15 protein-coding genes are annotated in these 16,601 nt (G+C 46.2%); 8 read left to right on the top strand and 7 right to left on the bottom strand.

Annotation, left to right across the window (positions count from 1 at the left end):
• The first annotated feature begins 779 nt into the window (after nucleotides 1-779).
• The 7 genes from corA (at nucleotide 780) to yigL (ending at nucleotide 7,784) form a co-directional block, all read left to right on the top strand.
• Nucleotides 780-1,733, top strand: a complete 954-nt coding sequence (gene corA / locus HH682_RS12600) for a magnesium/cobalt transporter CorA (protein ID WP_214237897.1) — start codon at nucleotides 780-782, stop codon at nucleotides 1,731-1,733.
• 309 nt (nucleotides 1,734-2,042) lie between these two features.
• A complete protein-coding gene (locus tag HH682_RS12595; RefSeq protein ID WP_214237896.1) occupies nucleotides 2,043-2,279 on the top strand; it encodes a DUF1471 domain-containing protein in 237 nt (78 codons plus the stop codon).
• Nucleotides 2,280-2,544: 265 nt separating this feature from the next.
• Nucleotides 2,545-3,426 (top strand): phospholipase A, encoded by an 882-nt coding sequence (pldA, locus tag HH682_RS12590; RefSeq protein WP_214237895.1) that lies wholly within the window; start codon nucleotides 2,545-2,547, stop codon nucleotides 3,424-3,426.
• A gap of 16 nt (nucleotides 3,427-3,442) precedes the next feature.
• The gene (gene recQ / locus HH682_RS12585; protein ID WP_214237894.1) at nucleotides 3,443-5,266 is read left to right on the top strand and encodes an ATP-dependent DNA helicase RecQ; all 1,824 of its coding nucleotides are present in this window, start codon (nucleotides 3,443-3,445) and stop codon (nucleotides 5,264-5,266) included.
• A 35-nt stretch (nucleotides 5,267-5,301) separates the two neighbouring features.
• Nucleotides 5,302-5,922 (top strand): threonine export protein RhtC, encoded by a 621-nt coding sequence (gene rhtC, locus HH682_RS12580; protein WP_214237893.1) that lies wholly within the window; start codon nucleotides 5,302-5,304, stop codon nucleotides 5,920-5,922.
• A 2-nt stretch (nucleotides 5,923-5,924) separates the two neighbouring features.
• Nucleotides 5,925-6,929, top strand: coding sequence for a lysophospholipase L2 (pldB, locus tag HH682_RS12575; RefSeq protein ID WP_214237892.1), 1,005 nt, complete (start codon nucleotides 5,925-5,927; stop codon nucleotides 6,927-6,929).
• Nucleotides 6,930-6,977: 48 nt separating this feature from the next.
• Nucleotides 6,978-7,784 (top strand): sugar/pyridoxal phosphate phosphatase YigL, encoded by an 807-nt coding sequence (gene yigL / locus HH682_RS12570; protein ID WP_214237891.1) that lies wholly within the window; start codon nucleotides 6,978-6,980, stop codon nucleotides 7,782-7,784.
• A gap of 40 nt (nucleotides 7,785-7,824) precedes the next feature.
• Here the strand turns inward: yigL and glpQ are convergent, their stop codons facing one another.
• From glpQ to metR, 3 genes are all read right to left on the bottom strand, one after another.
• Nucleotides 7,825-8,889, bottom strand: a complete 1,065-nt coding sequence (gene glpQ, locus HH682_RS12565; protein ID WP_214237890.1) for a glycerophosphodiester phosphodiesterase — start codon at nucleotides 8,887-8,889, stop codon at nucleotides 7,825-7,827.
• 6 nt (nucleotides 8,890-8,895) lie between these two features.
• On the bottom strand, nucleotides 8,896-10,245 hold the full coding sequence (gene glpT, locus HH682_RS12560; RefSeq protein WP_214237889.1) for a glycerol-3-phosphate transporter: 1,350 nt from the start codon (nucleotides 10,243-10,245) through the stop codon (nucleotides 8,896-8,898).
• A 129-nt stretch (nucleotides 10,246-10,374) separates the two neighbouring features.
• Nucleotides 10,375-11,292 carry an HTH-type transcriptional regulator MetR gene (gene metR, locus HH682_RS12555; RefSeq protein ID WP_214237888.1) on the bottom strand — a complete coding sequence of 306 codons (918 nt, stop codon included), beginning with the start codon at nucleotides 11,290-11,292 and terminating at the stop codon, nucleotides 10,375-10,377.
• Between the two features lie 320 nt (nucleotides 11,293-11,612).
• Here metR and HH682_RS12550 point away from each other — a divergent pair, with 320 nt between their 5' ends.
• Nucleotides 11,613-11,918, top strand: coding sequence for a hypothetical protein (locus tag HH682_RS12550; protein WP_214237887.1), 306 nt, complete (start codon nucleotides 11,613-11,615; stop codon nucleotides 11,916-11,918).
• Nucleotides 11,919-11,974: 56 nt separating this feature from the next.
• Here the strand turns inward: HH682_RS12550 and HH682_RS12545 are convergent, their stop codons facing one another.
• From HH682_RS12545 to HH682_RS12530, 4 genes are all read right to left on the bottom strand, one after another.
• On the bottom strand, nucleotides 11,975-12,496 hold the full coding sequence (locus HH682_RS12545) for a tetratricopeptide repeat protein (RefSeq protein ID WP_214237886.1): 522 nt from the start codon (nucleotides 12,494-12,496) through the stop codon (nucleotides 11,975-11,977).
• Nucleotides 12,497-12,632: 136 nt separating this feature from the next.
• Entirely contained in the window at nucleotides 12,633-14,714 is a 2,082-nt protein-coding gene (locus HH682_RS12540) for a flagellar biosynthesis protein FlhA (protein ID WP_214237885.1), read from the bottom strand.
• Nucleotides 14,707-15,831: a flagellar biosynthesis protein FlhB gene (gene flhB, locus HH682_RS12535; RefSeq protein ID WP_214237884.1), complete on the bottom strand. Its 1,125-nt coding sequence runs from the start codon at nucleotides 15,829-15,831 to the stop codon at nucleotides 14,707-14,709. Before flhB ends, HH682_RS12540 begins: the two co-directional genes overlap by 8 nt.
• Complete coding sequence (locus tag HH682_RS12530; RefSeq protein WP_214237883.1) at nucleotides 15,815-16,597, bottom strand: flagellar biosynthetic protein FliR; 783 nt, start codon at nucleotides 16,595-16,597, stop codon at nucleotides 15,815-15,817. Before HH682_RS12530 ends, flhB begins: the two co-directional genes overlap by 17 nt.
• Nucleotides 16,598-16,601 lie beyond the last annotated feature (4 nt).

The raw sequence follows: 16,601 nt of genomic DNA, 5'->3' as shown, positions 1-16,601 counted from the left end.
AATGAACAGTAACGCTGGCCATGAGAAAACCTCAAAGCGATGATTATACATCAATTCAACTAATTGGATACATCACCCTTTTTTAGTAATACGCTTAATAAAAAGTTATTTTTACAGGAGAGAATATATAATTTTAAGAGGTTGCGGTATGGCATGATAATATCTATTTCTTTCACTATTGTGGCAGGACACCCTGAACTTCGCCTTAAGCTTAAGGCAGTATCATTACGAATCTTTCAGAAAAGCATGATAATGCCTTCTCACCTTATGCTTATAAAAGCAATTATCTACTTTATAATTACATTTGTAATATTAGTAAGTTTGCGAGACTAAGTTATAGCTGGCCGATAAGGCTCACAACGACGAAGTAGCCTTTAACGTAGTTTAGACTTTCCTATTATCTCTCACCGACAAGGCGTGAAATGGCTGGTTGCGGCTTATGCACGTTTAGAAACAGTTTAATTATTAGGATTCTTGACGATATTTTCGTCTCGGCGTAACATGCGCCCACTATAATTCTTAGAGGACAATGACCTTGGACACACCCAGTCGATGCTGGATCAATTTCCTACTGATTAGGAAAAACTGCTAAGGTTACCGTTCTTTGACCGGTGAACTTAGCTGTTTACCGGTGATTATTTCCCATCATCATGATCGTCAGCACTGATATTTTCACTATCTGTGATCCCCGTGTTCAAGTAACGCTACTTACTCATTGAGACAAATGAGTAATGGTTTTGTCTTGTCCCTGCCGATAAAGCAAGGGGAGTCATACTGCTATGTTGAGTGCTTTCAAACTCGAAGAAAATCGCTTGAGCCGAATGGAACCTGAAGAGAGCAATGTCGCGCTTTCTAATGCCGTTTGGGTCGATTTAATTGAGCCAGAAGAAGATGAACGCGACCTGGTACAACAAACACTAGGCCAAGGTTTGGCGACTCGGCCAGAGCTTGAAGATATCGAGGCCTCTGCCCGTTTTTTCGAAGACGAAGACGGTTTACATATCCACTCTTTCTTCTTCTATGAAGATGCTGACGATCATGCTGGAAATGCTACAGTGGCTTTTACCATTCGTGACGGACGCCTCTTCACCTTACGTGAACGTGAACTTCCCGCTTTTCGCCTGTATCGGATGCGCGCCCGCAGTCAGACCTTAATTGATGGCAATGTATTTGAAGTACTTCTCGATTTGTTTGAGACCAAAATAGAGCAGCTAGCTGATGAAATCGAGAATATCTACAGCGCCTTAGAAAAATTAAGTCGTGTGATCATGGAAGGGCAGCAGGGCGAAGAGTATGACGAAGCACTTTCCCGCTTGGCAGAGTTAGAGGATATCGGTTGGAAAGTTCGTCTATGTTTGATGGATACCCAACGCGCGTTAAACTTTCTAATACGTAAAGCTCGACTTCCCGCGAATCAGTTAGAACAAGCTCGCGAAGTATTACGCGATATTGACTCATTATTACCGCACAATGAATCACTGTTTCAGAAAGTTAACTTTTTGATGCAAGCGGCAATGGGATTTATCAGTATTGAGCAAAACCGTATTATCAAGATTTTCTCGGTGGTGTCGGTTGTCTTCTTACCTCCCACACTGGTAGCGTCAAGCTATGGGATGAACTTTGAGTTTATGCCAGAGCTTAAGTGGAGCTTTGGCTACCCAGGTGCCATCTTATTGATGATATTGGCTGGTTTGGCACCTTATCTATACTTTAAGCGTAAAAACTGGTTATAACACTCTTCTCGGCGCCTTAGGCGCCGTTTTTGTGGGTAAGTAAAGAATGACACGCTCAAACGGGATCGTGGGGAAAGGTCGTCGGCGCAAGCGATAGAACATCTATAAATATTATTAATGTTAAATCGATTAACTTATTGGTATTCATCAATTTAATATCGATGTGAATTATATTTCATGTGATTTACACCACAGATTGTCAAAAAATATATTATTAATTGATGAGATTTAATTCAGTTTTTTACAAAACGAAACGCTTAATTACGACCAGAGATGTATCTTTATGGCTCACACCAGGGAGTCAATATTATGAAAAAAATAACCATCGCAATGCTTGCTTTACTTGCACTACCAGCTGTTTCTTTTGCAAAAAGCATCTCTGTAACGGATATCTCATTACAAGGCGCTGAAAATAAAATTATGCAAATTGCGGATAACCATGATGCCGAATACAAAATTACCGGCGCTAGCTCAGGTAATTTTGTGCGAATGACTGCTGTTTTGCACAATATCCAAGATGTTTCAGGCTTGGGTCGTAAAAATTAATCAGTTATTTCCCGTGGGATGATAGGCGGCTATCATCCTTTTTTGAAATACCTCTCTCCCATCCTTATGTATCCTAAGTTCATCTCTCTCTTCCCCAACGTGCCTGTTTGAACGAGCGCGGATTTACTCCAGTGTTGAGAAGTTCTCGTTTATCATCATATTCTGCTGTCATAAAAAGCCATTTCAGGTCAAAATTACGCCCTTAGTAGGAAAATTTTTAGTCACATTTGACGAATTTGATCAATTACGGGTGATAGGGACAACTATGCAACGAAAGTGTTTGGTATTGGCGGCAGCGCTAGCGTTACCTCTGGGAGCTAACGCGGAAAGTAGCGGATATGATGTTGGCGTACAAAATAACTCGCCAGTTCCTGGTAGCATTATCTCAAATCTACTACAACAACATGATAGTGCTTTCGTTTTATATCCTTACGAAAGTAACTATGTGCTGTATACCTACACCAGTGATATTAATAAGGGTGCGATTGAAAGCTATAATTGGGGGCATAATGCGCGCAAGGATGAGCTGAAATTTCAACTAAGCTTGGCCTTCCCAATCTGGCGCGGTATCTTAGGAGATAACTCAGTCTTAGCGGCTTCTTACACCCAGCGCTCTTGGTGGCAAATCTCGAACAGTAAAGAATCTTCACCTTTCCGCGAAACGAACTACGAACCGCAACTCTTCGTCGGCTGGGCAACAGATTACTCACTGGGTGACTGGACGCTCCGCGATATTGAAACCGGCTTTAACCACGAATCGAATGGGCGCAGTGACCCAACGTCTCGCAGCTGGAATCGCGGCTACCTGCGTTTAATGGCGCAAAATGGTAACATGACCGCTGAAATTAAGCCTTGGGTACGTCTTGATACGGGCGGAGGCGATGACGATAACCCTGATATCATCAAATATATGGGACATTATCGTGCTAAATTAGGCTACAAGTGGGGCGAAAATATTTTCAGCGTTGAAGGTCAATATAACTGGAATTCCGGTTACGGCGGCGCTCAACTAGGCTGGAGCTATCCTATCACCCACAACGTCAGATTTTACACCCAAGTCTACAGTGGTTATGGCGAATCGTTGATCGACTATAATCACCGTCAAACGCGGGTTGGTATTGGTCTAACTCTTAATGATGTTCTCTGATTAAAACAGGTAGCGTGTGGCAACATTGGTAGAAGTGGACCGGGAGGTTGACGCCCTTCAGGTACTGCAGGAAACGTTCGGTTACCAGCAGTTTCGTCCCGGTCAAGACAGTATTATACAAGCGGTAATCTCTGGACAAGATTGTCTTGTGATAATGCCTACTGGTGGTGGTAAGTCACTGTGTTATCAAATACCCGCGTTAGTGCGAACTGGACTAACGCTGGTGGTTTCCCCTCTCATTTCACTAATGAAAGATCAGGTCGACCAACTGCGTGCGAATGGTGTCGGTGCGGAAAGCCTAAACTCTAGCCAGCCTAGAGAGATTCAGCAGCAAATTTACCAAGATTGTCGAGAAGGTAAGATTAAGCTTTTATATGTGGCGCCAGAGCGCTTAATGATGGAAAGTTTTCTCGATACATTAAGTAGTTGGCATCCAGCACTGATCGCAGTCGACGAAGCGCACTGTATTTCGCAATGGGGACACGATTTTCGTCCAGAATATGGCGCAATTGGGCGTCTAAGAGAACGATTCCCCTCCCTGCCCATTATGGCGTTAACGGCAACGGCAGACAGCACCACACGACAAGATATCTTGCAGCGTCTTCAGCTCCAGGATCCCTTTATTCAGGTGAGTAGTTTTGACCGTCCCAATATCCGCTACACGCTTGTTGATAAGTACAAACCCACCGATCAGTTGCTCACATACTTGCGCGAACAGCGAGGGAAGTGCGGCATTATTTACTGTAACAGTCGCGCTAAAGTCGAAGATATTACCGCTCGTTTACAGAGCCGTGGGTGGAGTGTTGGCGCCTATCACGCAGGTCTCGAAGCGGATGAGCGAGCGCGGGTGCAAGAAGCCTTTCAGCGTGATGATCTTCAAATCGTCGTGGCGACCGTCGCATTTGGGATGGGGATTAATAAACCTAATGTCCGCTTTGTCTTCCATTTAGACATTCCGCGTAATATCGAGTCCTATTATCAGGAAACGGGGAGAGCGGGGCGTGACGGTTTACCTGCTGAAGCGATGATGCTCTACGATCCCGCAGATATGGGATGGTTACGTCGTTGCTTAGATGAGAAAAGCCCGGGATTAAGCCAGGATATAGAGCGGCATAAGCTTAATGCCATGGGGGCTTTTGCCGAGGCCCAAACCTGTAGACGCTTAGTGCTCCTTAACTATTTTGGCGAAAATCGCCAAGCAGCCTGCGGGAATTGCGATATCTGTCTGGATCCTCCTCGCCGCTACGATGGTTTGGTCGATGCACAAAAAGCGTTGTCCACGATTTATCGGGTCGGCCAACGTTTTGGTATGGGGTATATTGTTGAGGTGCTAAGGGGAGCAGCAAATCAGCGTATAAAAGAGTTCGGTCACGATAAGTTACCGGTTTATGCGATTGGCCGCGATCAAAGTCATGAGCATTGGGTTAACGTGTTACGGCAGCTGATCCATCTTGGATTGGTCACCCAAAATATTAGCCAGCATTCCGCTCTGCAACTTACGGAAAGTGCCCGGCCCGTTTTACGCAGTGAATCACCGTTGCAGCTTGCGGTTCCTCGAATAATAGTGACCAAAACCCGCCCTGTGATGAGCCGTTTGTCTGGTAGTCATTATGATAAAAAGCTATTTGCCAAACTACGTAAGTTACGCAAGGCGATTGCTGATGAGGAAAATATACCTCCCTACGTCGTGTTTAATGACGCAACACTCATTGAGTTGTCTGAGCTTCAACCGATATCCCCGTCTGAAATGTTGGGGATAAATGGTATTGGGCAACGTAAATTGGAGCGTTTTGGACGCCCCTTTATGCAGTTGATCAAGCAGCACTTAGATGATGAGTAACTCACCCTGTCGCTAAGCTATTATAAGGAGTTTTTATGATATCCCTTTTTCTAACCGTCGCCTTAGTGCAGATAGTTGCCTTGGCAAGCCCAGGCCCTGATTTTTTCTTTATCTCACAAACCGCAGCGAGCCAATCACGACGTGATGCCTTTAAAGGCGTGATCGGTATAACCCTTGCCGTCGCTATATGGGCGGCAGTTGCACTGCTTGGGCTGAATCTGATTCTGAAACAGATGGCTTGGTTACACCAACTCATCCTTCTGGCTGGAGGGGCTTACCTGATATGGATGGGTATTCAGATGATTAAGTCTGCACGCCAACCTCGCATCGCAGGCGAAGAGACTGGACCAGTATCAATCCCACGTAAGAAAAATACTTTTTTACGTGGACTGCTGACGAATCTTTCTAATCCTAAAGCCATTATCTATTTTGGCAGTATCTTCTCGTTAATTGTTGGCGATGATGTCAGCAGCGCGACACGCACTGCAATTTTTATCTTAATCGTTGCAGAAACACTGATTTGGTTTAGCCTCGTGGCAACGTTATTCTCATTACCTTGGGTTAAGACAAAATATCAGAAGCTGGCTAAATGGATTGATGGCGTCGCGGGAACATTATTTGTGGCATTTGGCTTACATCTCATTTTTTCGCGTTAAAAATGAAAAAACAACAGTCACAATGGACGCATCGAGAGAAATCCTTCTCAGCGTTTGTCACCGGTCCCTTATTATCGTTTTGGCGTCAGCGACAAGAGCGTCAGTTCGTCGGTAAAGAGGGGGTGGTCATTCGCTATATGCGCATGACCGCCGCAGCGCATAAGAAGGCGATTTTAGTTGTACCGGGCCGCTCGGAAAGTTACATCAAATACCCAGAAGTGGTATGGGACCTATTCAATTGTGGTTACGATGTTTTCGTTATTGACCATCGAGGGCAAGGACTCTCGGGACGGTTGCTCGACGATTCTCAGTTAGGCCATGTTGCACAGTTCTCTGATTATGTTGATGATTTAGAAACGTTATGCGAGTTGGAACTGTCTGGAAGTCGCTACCATCAGACTTTCGTGCTCGCGCACTCCATGGGCGGCGCTATCGCGACGCTCTTATCGCAGCGCCACCCTTCGCTTTTTACAGCAACCGCCCTTGTTGCACCGATGTTTGGTATTGTACTACCGATGCCGGAATGGGTTGTTGAGCGAATACTTAATTGGACGGCTACTCGGCCTCATCTACGGGAAGGTTTTGCGTTTGGTACTGGCCGCTGGCATGCAACCCCCTTTGGGATTAATAATCTTACGCATAGTCGCGTCCGTTATCAGCGTAACCTGCGTTTTTATGCCGACCAGCCCGAGCTGCAACTCGGCGGGCCGACAACCCACTGGGTACGCGAGGCGATTTTTACTGGCCGTTATATCGAGAGTATTGCGCCAGAACTGCATCATCCCGTCTTGCTGCTACAAGCCAGTGAGGACCAAGTGGTCGATAATCAGGCTCAGGATCGATTTTCTCTCGCGAGAAACTTAGCGGGCTTTCCCTGTTACGGTGATCACCCACAAGTAATGGAGGGAGCTCGCCATGAAATTTTATTTGAAAAAGACGAGATCCGTGCCGAAGCGTTACAGAAAATCACGGAATATTTTTTAACCTTTAATCCTAATACAGTTTAATTTCTCAGGTTTGAAATGGTTTTGAGCCTGTACAGTTGAGAGGTCGTCATGTACCAAATTGTTGCTTCTGATCTCGATGGAACATTGCTCTCACCAGAGCATTCAATCACCGATTTTGCCGCTCAAACGTTACAACGCGTCACCGAACAAGGTGTTTCGTTCGTCTTTGCAACCGGTCGGCACCATGTTGATGTGGGACAGATCCGTGAGAAACTTGGGATAGATGCTTATATGATCACGTCAAATGGCGCACGTGTACACGACACTGCAGGGAATCTTATCTTTGCACACAATCTTGAACAAACGATCGCTGAAGAGTTGATTACGCTCTGCTATAACGATCCTGAGATCCTTACGCAAATTTATCGTGATGATGAGTGGTTTATTGCTCGAGAAAGTCGCGATGAAGCCTCTTTCTTTATGGAGTCAGATTTTCGTTATCAAATCTATCATCCTGCAGATTTTTCAGTCGACGGGGTAAGTAAAGTCTTCTTTACCTGTAATGACCACCAGCACCTTGTACAGCTCGAAGAAGCCTTAGTTTCCCGCTTTGGTGATCGCGTTAACGTCAGCTTCTCACTGCCTATTTGCTTAGAGGTGATGGCCGGCGGGGTCTCAAAAGGCCATGCGTTAGATAGCGTATCTTGTCGCCTAGGGTATAGCCTTAAGGACTGTATCGCGTTTGGTGATGGGATGAATGATAAAGAGATGCTGAGTATGGCGGGAAAAGGCTGCATCATGGAAAACGGGCAACAGCGGTTAAAAGACCTCTTACCCGAGCTAGCCGTAATTGGTCATAATGGCCAAGATGCGGTACCGCAATATTTACGACAATTGTATGCAGTGACTGAGTAATAGGTAGAAAGGCTGCTGGGTTATCAGAAGCCTTTCAAGGCTAGTCAGTGTGTGGATGAGTCGCTAACCATGAGACGGCTTTATCCGGAAAATCGGTGAATAGTCCGGCAACCCCTGCTTGCTGATAAAGAATTTGATATAACTCGTCTATGTTGGTGACGTATGTAGGCAGCTGATCCGCGCGAACGGTATAAGGGTGTATGGGTAAGTTATAGCGATGTGCGGCAGCGACCATTGGCGCCAAACGAATATGACCTTGAGTAGAGTGTGAATCGATTAGCATGTGATAGTCAGGGCCAATACCATCCACTGTTTTTGATAATTTCTCAATCCCCTCTGGCGTCATCATCCAATCGTAATCGTAATTACGCCATTGACCATTGTGTAGCGTTTGCGTCTCGTTATCTTTGGTATAAGCGACTAACTGCACCTGCTTTAGATTCATCCCCAATTGTGGCTCTAGAGTATTTTTAATCCGCTGTAGTTCATCATAATCAAAACACTGTAACCATGCTTTGTCAGTAGGCTTAGTGTAACCATACTCTTTAAGGGTTGTCAGAACCGCTTTACTGATATCTTTACCTTCTTTGCGGTGGAACCACGGCGATTTAATTTCGGTATAGATACCAATATTTTTACCTGTAGAGTGGTTAAGCCCTTGGATAAACTCCAACTCTTCTGCAAGAGTGTGTATACGAAATTCTGAGCGATTCATTGGGAAACGCCGCGGATAGTTTTGAACGTGTTTTTCCCCTTCTAAATGAAAACCTTCGGTGAAATGTAATTGTCTGATTTCGGCGAGGGTGAAGTCGATAGCGTAATAACGGCCATCTTCACGATGGCGATTAGGGAACTGCTGAGCAACGTCGGTGACACGGTCTAGAAAGTGATCGTGTAGCACTACGAGTTGATCATCACGTGTCATGACGACATCTTGTTCGAGGTAATCTGCACCTTGCGCATAAGCCATGGCCTTAGCGGGGAGAGTATGCTCAGGGAGATAGCCACTCGCCCCACGATGAGCAATGACGAGTTTATCCTCACTGCCTTGAGCGAATAAACTGCATGAGAATAAGGCTAACCCCGTTAATAAATATTTCATCATCCTCTCCTAGTCATTGTGCAGTAGGGCTTGTTTATGCTTCTTTTCGCTGAATGTGGTTAACAGGAGAAGAAGAACGGCCAACACTGATCCCACTATCATGACAAGGAAACCACCGTCCCATCCAAAGTAATCCACGGTGTAACCTACAATCGCGCTTGCCGCGACCGAGCCGCCTAAGTAGCCGAATAGTCCTGTGAACCCCGCAGCGGTACCCGCTGCTTTTTTGGGTGCTAACTCTAGGGCATGTAAGCCAATAAGCATTACCGGCCCATATATTAGGAAGCCGATAATGGTCATACAGGCCATATCTACGCCCGGGTTACCTGCTGGGTTAAGCCAATAGATGATCGTGGCAATAGTGACTAAGCTCATAAAGATGACACCAGTGATCCCACGATTACCCTTAAAGACTTTGTCAGAAACCCATCCGCAGAGTAGGGTTCCCGGGATACCGGCATATTCATAGAAGAAGTAGGCCCAAGACGATTTGTCCAACGTGAAATGTTTTACTTCTTTTAAGTAAGTTGGCGACCAATCAAGGATACCGTAACGCAGTAAGTAGACGAAAACATTGGCTAAGGCGATATACCACAGAAGCTTATTGGGTAAAATATACTGACTAAAAATCTGTTTAGTGGTTAATTCAGTTTCACTTTCAGCACTGTAATTTGGGGGGTAGTCATTTTTGTAGGCTTCAATAGGCGGCAATCCACAGGACTGTGGCGTATCTCGCATCATAGCGAAAGCGAACAGTGCAATGACGATAGCCAGAAATGCGGGCATATAAAATGCCGCTTTCCAGTCACCAAACCACATCATACCCAATAAAAAAAGCAGTGGCGGGATGCCGCCACCCACATTGTGAGCACAATTCCATACCGAAACGATACTGCCGCGCTCCTTCTGGGACCACCAGTGAACCATCGTTCTACCACAAGGTGGCCAACCCATTCCTTGAAACCAACCACATAAAAAAAGTAGAAAAAACATCACCATGATGCTTGAGGTTGCCCAAGGGAGAAACCCCATCATCAGCATGACCAGTGCCGCTAAGATGAGCCCTGCCGGTAGAAAATAGCGTGGATTAGAACGGTCAGAGACCGAACCCATAATAAATTTCGAGAAACCATAGGCAATAGAGATCCCCGATAAGGCGAAGCCAAGGTCACCACGACTAAAACCTTGCTCGACCAGCGACGGGATCGCTAAAGCAAAATTTTTCCGGACTAAATAGTAAGCGGCGTAACCAAAGAAAATACCTATAAAAATCTGCCAACGTAGGCGGCGATAAGTGGGGTCAATAATCTCATCGGCGAGTGGTGCGGCATGTTTAGCCGGTTTAAATAGATTGAACATCGTCTTCTCCTTAATCGGACGAACACGAAAGAGGGACTTTCGCGTATGCATGCGGCAAGGATAACGATTATTGTGCGCAGTAACTTTGACTTATCACACAAATGTTACAAAACATTTTGTACGCTAAGGCTAGGTGGTGACTAATGCACCCGATGCATCCCGTACGAAAGGCAGTTGGCGGGCATGTTGTTGAGCATGGGTGATAAAGGCATCCAACATAGGTTGACGGTTCTCTCCTTCACGAGTCGCCGCATACAGACGACTCCAAAGGCCATTATCAAGTGTACGAGTGACTACCAGCTTCTGTCGCTCAATATTTTCCACTACCCAGTGAGGTAAGGCGGCAATCCCCATATTGGCAGAGACCATCTGAATCAGTAATAAGGTGTTATCGACTGTTTTTAAGGAAGGGCTTATTCCTGCGGGTTGCAGAAAATGTCGCCAGATATCCATACGTTGTCGCTGTACCGGATAGATAAGTAAGGTCTCGTCTTTCAGGTCTTCCGGTAAAATCACCGCTTTGGTCGCTAAAGGGTGGCCCACCGCAACCACGAGCCTCACCTCAAAATCGAACAGTGGTGTGTAATGTAATCCGCTCTTAGGCAATATATCTGAGGTCAGTACCAGGTCTAATTCACCTTGTTGTAGGGCCGGTTGCGGATCAAAAGTAACACCCGATGCGAATTCGACCAAGACCTGAGGCCACTGCTCTCGAAAGCTATTTAACGCGGGAGTCATCCATTGGATACAGCTATGACACTCTATTGCAATGCGCAGCGTGGTTTGTTGAGGCGCTTGGCATGCCTGTAGTGCTTGGTGGACTTGGGGTAAAACGCTATCCGCGAGTTGCAATAACACTTCACCTTGTCGAGTAAAACGCAGCGGCTGGCTTTTACGTATAAACAGCTTGAAGCCTAGACGTTGTTCGATATCACTAAACTGGTGGGATAGGGCTGATTGAGTTTGGTGCAAATGAGCGGCTGCGGCGGCTAGTGACCCCGTCTGTTTCAATGCCTGCAGTGTTTTCAGATGCTTAATCTCAATCATGGTACGCCTTAACGTTAGAAATCATCACTTTATTTATCACACTAGACAATGTACTGATTATTATCAGGCGTGTAAACATCTGGATGTCTAAACATCTAGGTTATTTTTCTTCAATGTGATCACGCATTTTTTTCATTACTTTATTTCCGGATAGGATTACACCCGTGCAGCGTACAATTACTCAGCCGAAACTCTGGCTAACCTTGACGTTTAGTCATTGATTACTTAGATTTTAGTGGATGTATTGATAAGGATGCTGGGAAGAGGGCTAAGGTGCCGCCTCAGCAGTGTTGAACTAACGAGGGAGCTGTGACAGTACTATGAAAAAGAATGACACCATGCTTGGTCATACCGCGCGTGCCCACCACTTGGAATGGGAAACGTATCTTATGTGGGCGGCTGATAGCTTTAAGCTGAATCATGGTGCAACCCAGTTAGAAAGCAACACCCTCGCTCGGCTGATTCCAGCGTTATCCTCACTCGCGACTCAGCATGATCTCGAACTACTCGAATCGTTTGAAGAGTATGAGTATCCCAATGAGATAGGCCCAAGTGTTTATGATATACACGGAGCGTGCTTGTCAGATATCGACTGGATGGTTAAACGATTAGATAAGGCACTGTAATACCCCGCCTGAGCTGCGAGCAGAACAGCTGACCGCGGGGAAGCGCCTGACAGCGATTATTTTTTAATCTGATTCTGTGCGCTACACGCCATTACATTGCCTTTCTTACAGGCTAGCGTCGCGTACTGTCGTGCCTTAGGCAGATTTTTATCAATACCGCGTCCATAACGATAAAGATTCGATAAATAGAGATAAGAGGTTGCATCCCCCAACTCTGCGCCTTGTTGATAAAGCTCACGCGCACGCGTTAAATCCTGCGGGATGGCATAACCGTTCTCAAACATATGCCCCAAAGCACTGTAGGCCGCAGGTTGCTTTAACCCCGTCCCTAACTGGTAGTAGCGTAGTGCTTGCGAATAGAAAGGTTTGCCTCGTAGTTCATACATCGTTCCCGCCGCAAGACAAGCTTCACCCTGCTGATGTTCACACCCTTTGATATGTTGGTCGAGCTCGGCTTGTTTAGCATAAGGAACTGATGACGAGGATGAAGAAAAATAATCAACAAACCGATGGTAAGTGCTGCAGCCCGACAGTGTTAACGCCAATAGTGCCACACTGGTAGGGATCAAAAATTTCATAGGCCCTCTCATTCAATATGGATCCTGCAGGGACTCGTTCCCTGAGGGTGAGTGAAAAGAGTATACGCCGATAATCCCTTGAGCGCTTTGCGCTGAACTCTGAAAGAGAGACTTATCCCTGTAAAAAAGATCATTTTTACGTTAAGTGTCCGCGTATGGCGACCTCTCGATCTTCAGGAACTTCATTATAGGACAACACAAAGAGCTCACTAGAGAAGGAACGTGCATAACGAGAGAGCAATGGGCGTAATGCAGGAGGAACGATCAATACTGGCGGTAAGTTCTCCGCTTTCATTTGTTGAGTGATCAACGGCATATTGGTTTGTAGCTGTGATAACAAATGGGGATCGAGGGGAATATTATCCAACTCTTTATTACCCGCCGCTTGTTGAGCCCTGAGTAACAGGTTCTCCAACTCATCGCTTAACGTGAATACAGCGAACTGAGGTCGGTTTTTATTGATCCCTTGGACAATTTGTCGGCGTAATGCATAACGTACATCGGCCGCGAGGAGCAGAGGGTCTTTAGTGACTTGATGACCCATTAATAATGCAGTGGCAATCGTTACGATATCTTTTAAACTGACACCGTCAATCAGTAAAGTGCGGTAAATACGTAACTGCTGAGCGTAAGTGAGTGCTTGTTGCAGGTCTTCGCTTAAGCGCGGAGCTTGATCGGCTAAACGTTTATGCAATTGGGTAATATCATCGTATTGGAAAAGGTCAGGCAGGTGGAGCTTAGCCACTTTATTGACATGGGTCGCAATAACACTTGCACAATCGACCACTTGATAGCCGAAGCGTAAGGCCTGGCTTTTCTGGCTGGGATCAATCCAGATCGCAGACATCCCATAGGCTGGGTCAGTCCCTAGAATTCCATCGAGCTCACCGTAAATTTCATTACTGGCCAGTGCCATCAACTTATCCGCATGGACTTCTCCCATGGCGGCTTGGATACCCTGCACCATAATACTGTATTGGGTAGGTTTTAAACGGAAGTTCTCTCTTACCTGAATTTCAGGGAGCAACATGCCGCTACTTTCTGACAGTATCTGACGTACACCGGTAATCCGTTGAGAGAGCAAGCTACCTTGCGAAGGATCAATAAGAGTGACCAGCTTATAACCCAAGTTTAGCCCGAGGGGTTCGGTCTGAGTGAGACTTTCCCACGCCAATGGCGGGGCCTGAGCGTCAAGGTGACTGTCGATCTCTGTAGACGGTATTACCTTCGCGGCAGTAATCCGTTTCGACTGTCGCCATGCGGTAAAGGCTAATAATAGGGTGAAACTAAGGAAAGCGATATGTGGCATGCCTGGCACGAGTGCCATAACGAGCATTATACCCGCTACCGTATAAAGTACGGTAGGTTGAGCAAGCAGTTGCTCGCGGACTTCATGACGAATATCTTGCCCATCACTGACGCGAGTGACGATAATTGCCGCAGCAGTGGAGAGAAGTAAAGAGGGGAGCTGCGCAACAAGGCCATCACCAATGGTCAGTAATACGTATTGCTGAAACGCTTGGCTTGCATCGAGCTGATACTTCACCATCCCAATCGCAATACCGCCCACCATATTAATCACCAGGATTAACATCCCTGCGATGGCATCACCCCGAACAAACTTTGAGGCACCGTCCATCGACCCATAGAAGTCAGCTTCTCGAGTAACGTCCGCACGTCTTTCACGGGCTTGCGTTTGAGTGATGGCTCCAGCATTTAACTCGGCATCAATGGCCATCTGTTTACCGGGCATGGCATCAAGGGTGAAGCGAGCAGAGACCTCAGAAATCCGTTCAGCCCCCTTGGTGATTACCACGAAATTAACGATCATTAAAATGATAAAAACCACCAAGCCAACCACAAAATCACCGCCGATGACGACTTGACCGAAGGCTTCGATGACTTTACCTGCTGCGCCTTCACCTTCATGGCCATGTAGCAGGACCACCCGAGTTGAGGCGACATTCAATGATAGCCGCAACAAGGTTGTGATAAGCAGCAATGTCGGGAAAATACTAAAGTCGAGTGGGCGCTGCGCATTGACCGAGACCAACAGTATTAAAATGGCCAATACAATATTGAAGGTAAATAGGCAATCAAGGACCAAAGGATTCAAAGGTAAAATCACCATGGATAATACCGACAAAAGAAGGATCGGTAGTCCTAATGGAAATTTTTTCGCGGAATGAAACCACGGAGTGAGTTGGAATTTATTCACTAAATTGTCCTTCGGCTGACAGCGATAACGTTTTATTGATACGTGGTTTTTGTAACGACTGGTTTTCACGCCAACGGCGCAACTGCATTACATAAGTTAAGACATGTGCGATGGCCTGATAAAGCTGGTGGGGAATTTGTTGATTCACTCGCGTCGAGGCATACACCGCACGGGCTAATGGGGGAAATTCCACCACTTCAATCGCATGTTCTTTACCGAGTTGACGGATAAACAGCGCGAGATCATCGATACCTTTTGCGACAACATAGGGGGCAGCAGCAGCTTGAGGATCATATTTTAATGCAACGGCATAATGGGTTGGATTAGTAATAATGACATTAGCTTGTGGGACGCTATGACGCAGCTGACCCTGAGCGATTTGTCGCTGTAGCTGCCGTAAACGCCCTTTTATTTGTGGGTTGCCTTCAGTATTTTTAAACTCATCCTTCACTTCTTGGCGGCTCATCCGCATTTTTCGCTGAAATTGATAGCGGCTTAATGGCCATTCAACCAAGGCAAAGCCAGCCATCAGTAATATAAAATAACCGAAGAGTTTTACCGCTAGCGTTAAGCCTGTAGCGAAAACACTCGGCCAGCTGAGACGAGAAAGAAGCATGATCTCGGGGAGGGAGTGACGGAGCACGACGACCAGCATCAATAAGATAATCACGCTCTTCACCATCACTTTACTTAACTCGATCAGGTTATCCATGGCGACTAAACGTGCGATACCGGTGAGTGGATTGAGCCGCTTGATATCGGGAAGCAGTTTATGCAGGCTAAAGATCCATCCGCCGCTAAATAGCGCGACTAAGCTTGCAGCCAGTGGCACGATACAAAAGCTGAGTACAATCAGCAGTACAGTATGCAGTGAACTGCCAACGAGAGAAAGTAGGGCATCACCGCTATAAGGCGCCACAGCTTGTTGAGGCAGGCGTTGAAATAATTCAGCAATAAGATGCCAATACCATGGGGTTAACAGTAGCAAGGTGGCGAAGGCGACAGCCAAAGACGCGGCAGAGGAGAGCTCTTTCGCACGACCGGCATCCCCTTTTTGACGTGCTTTTTTGAGTTTGGCAGGGGTCGCTTTTTCCGTTTTATCACTGGCTTGAGACATTGGCCCCTCGCAACAGATCAAACTGATGAATAATTTGGTTGGTCAACGATAAGTAGTGTTCTGACAAGGACGGGATCAGCAAAACAATGCTCACGATACCCGCTAAGGTTGCCAACGGAAAGCCTAGTGAGAATAGGTTAAGGCTCGGAGAGACCTTATTGAGTAACCCAAATACCCCTTGGATCAGCAACATGATGACCGTCGACGGCAGAGCTATAATGACCGCCGCCGAGATAATCCAGCCAAAACTATTGATCACTACCTGCAAGGTTGGCCAACTCAGCGCAGCACCTATAGGCCAATAGATAAAGCCTTTATATAACACGGTGATCAGGAGTAAGTGCCCGTTCGCAGCAAAGAAAATCAGCATCATGGTTAAATTGAAGAGCTGTGAAATCAGGGTATTGCTTGTCCCATTAACGGGATCATTTTGAACGGCCATCGACAGTCCCATATTCATAGCAATAATTTGCCCTGCGGTTTGTAATGATGAAAAAGCGAACTGCAGAAGCTGACCGAAAATGACTCCCCAGCTAATTTGTTCCGCCACTAATATCAACATCGTACTCGATAGCAGCGCAGGTAAAGGAAAGGGATTGAGTAACGGCCCGATAAGCGCCGTCAGGACGAGAGAGAGCAGTAGCCGAATTTTTCGAGAGATCAGCGCGCTTTCTGCTAATGGGCTAAATTGTAAAAAGGCAAGTATACGCACCCAAGGCAACAATAGGGTAAGGAGATGACTGTAAAAGCCAGTTAAGTCAAGCATGGGG

This window comes from Rosenbergiella gaditana (assembly GCF_018494065.1).
In the GTDB taxonomy this organism is placed as follows: domain Bacteria; phylum Pseudomonadota; class Gammaproteobacteria; order Enterobacterales; family Enterobacteriaceae; genus Rosenbergiella; species Rosenbergiella gaditana.
This window is presented reverse-complemented; position numbering and strand designations above follow the sequence as displayed.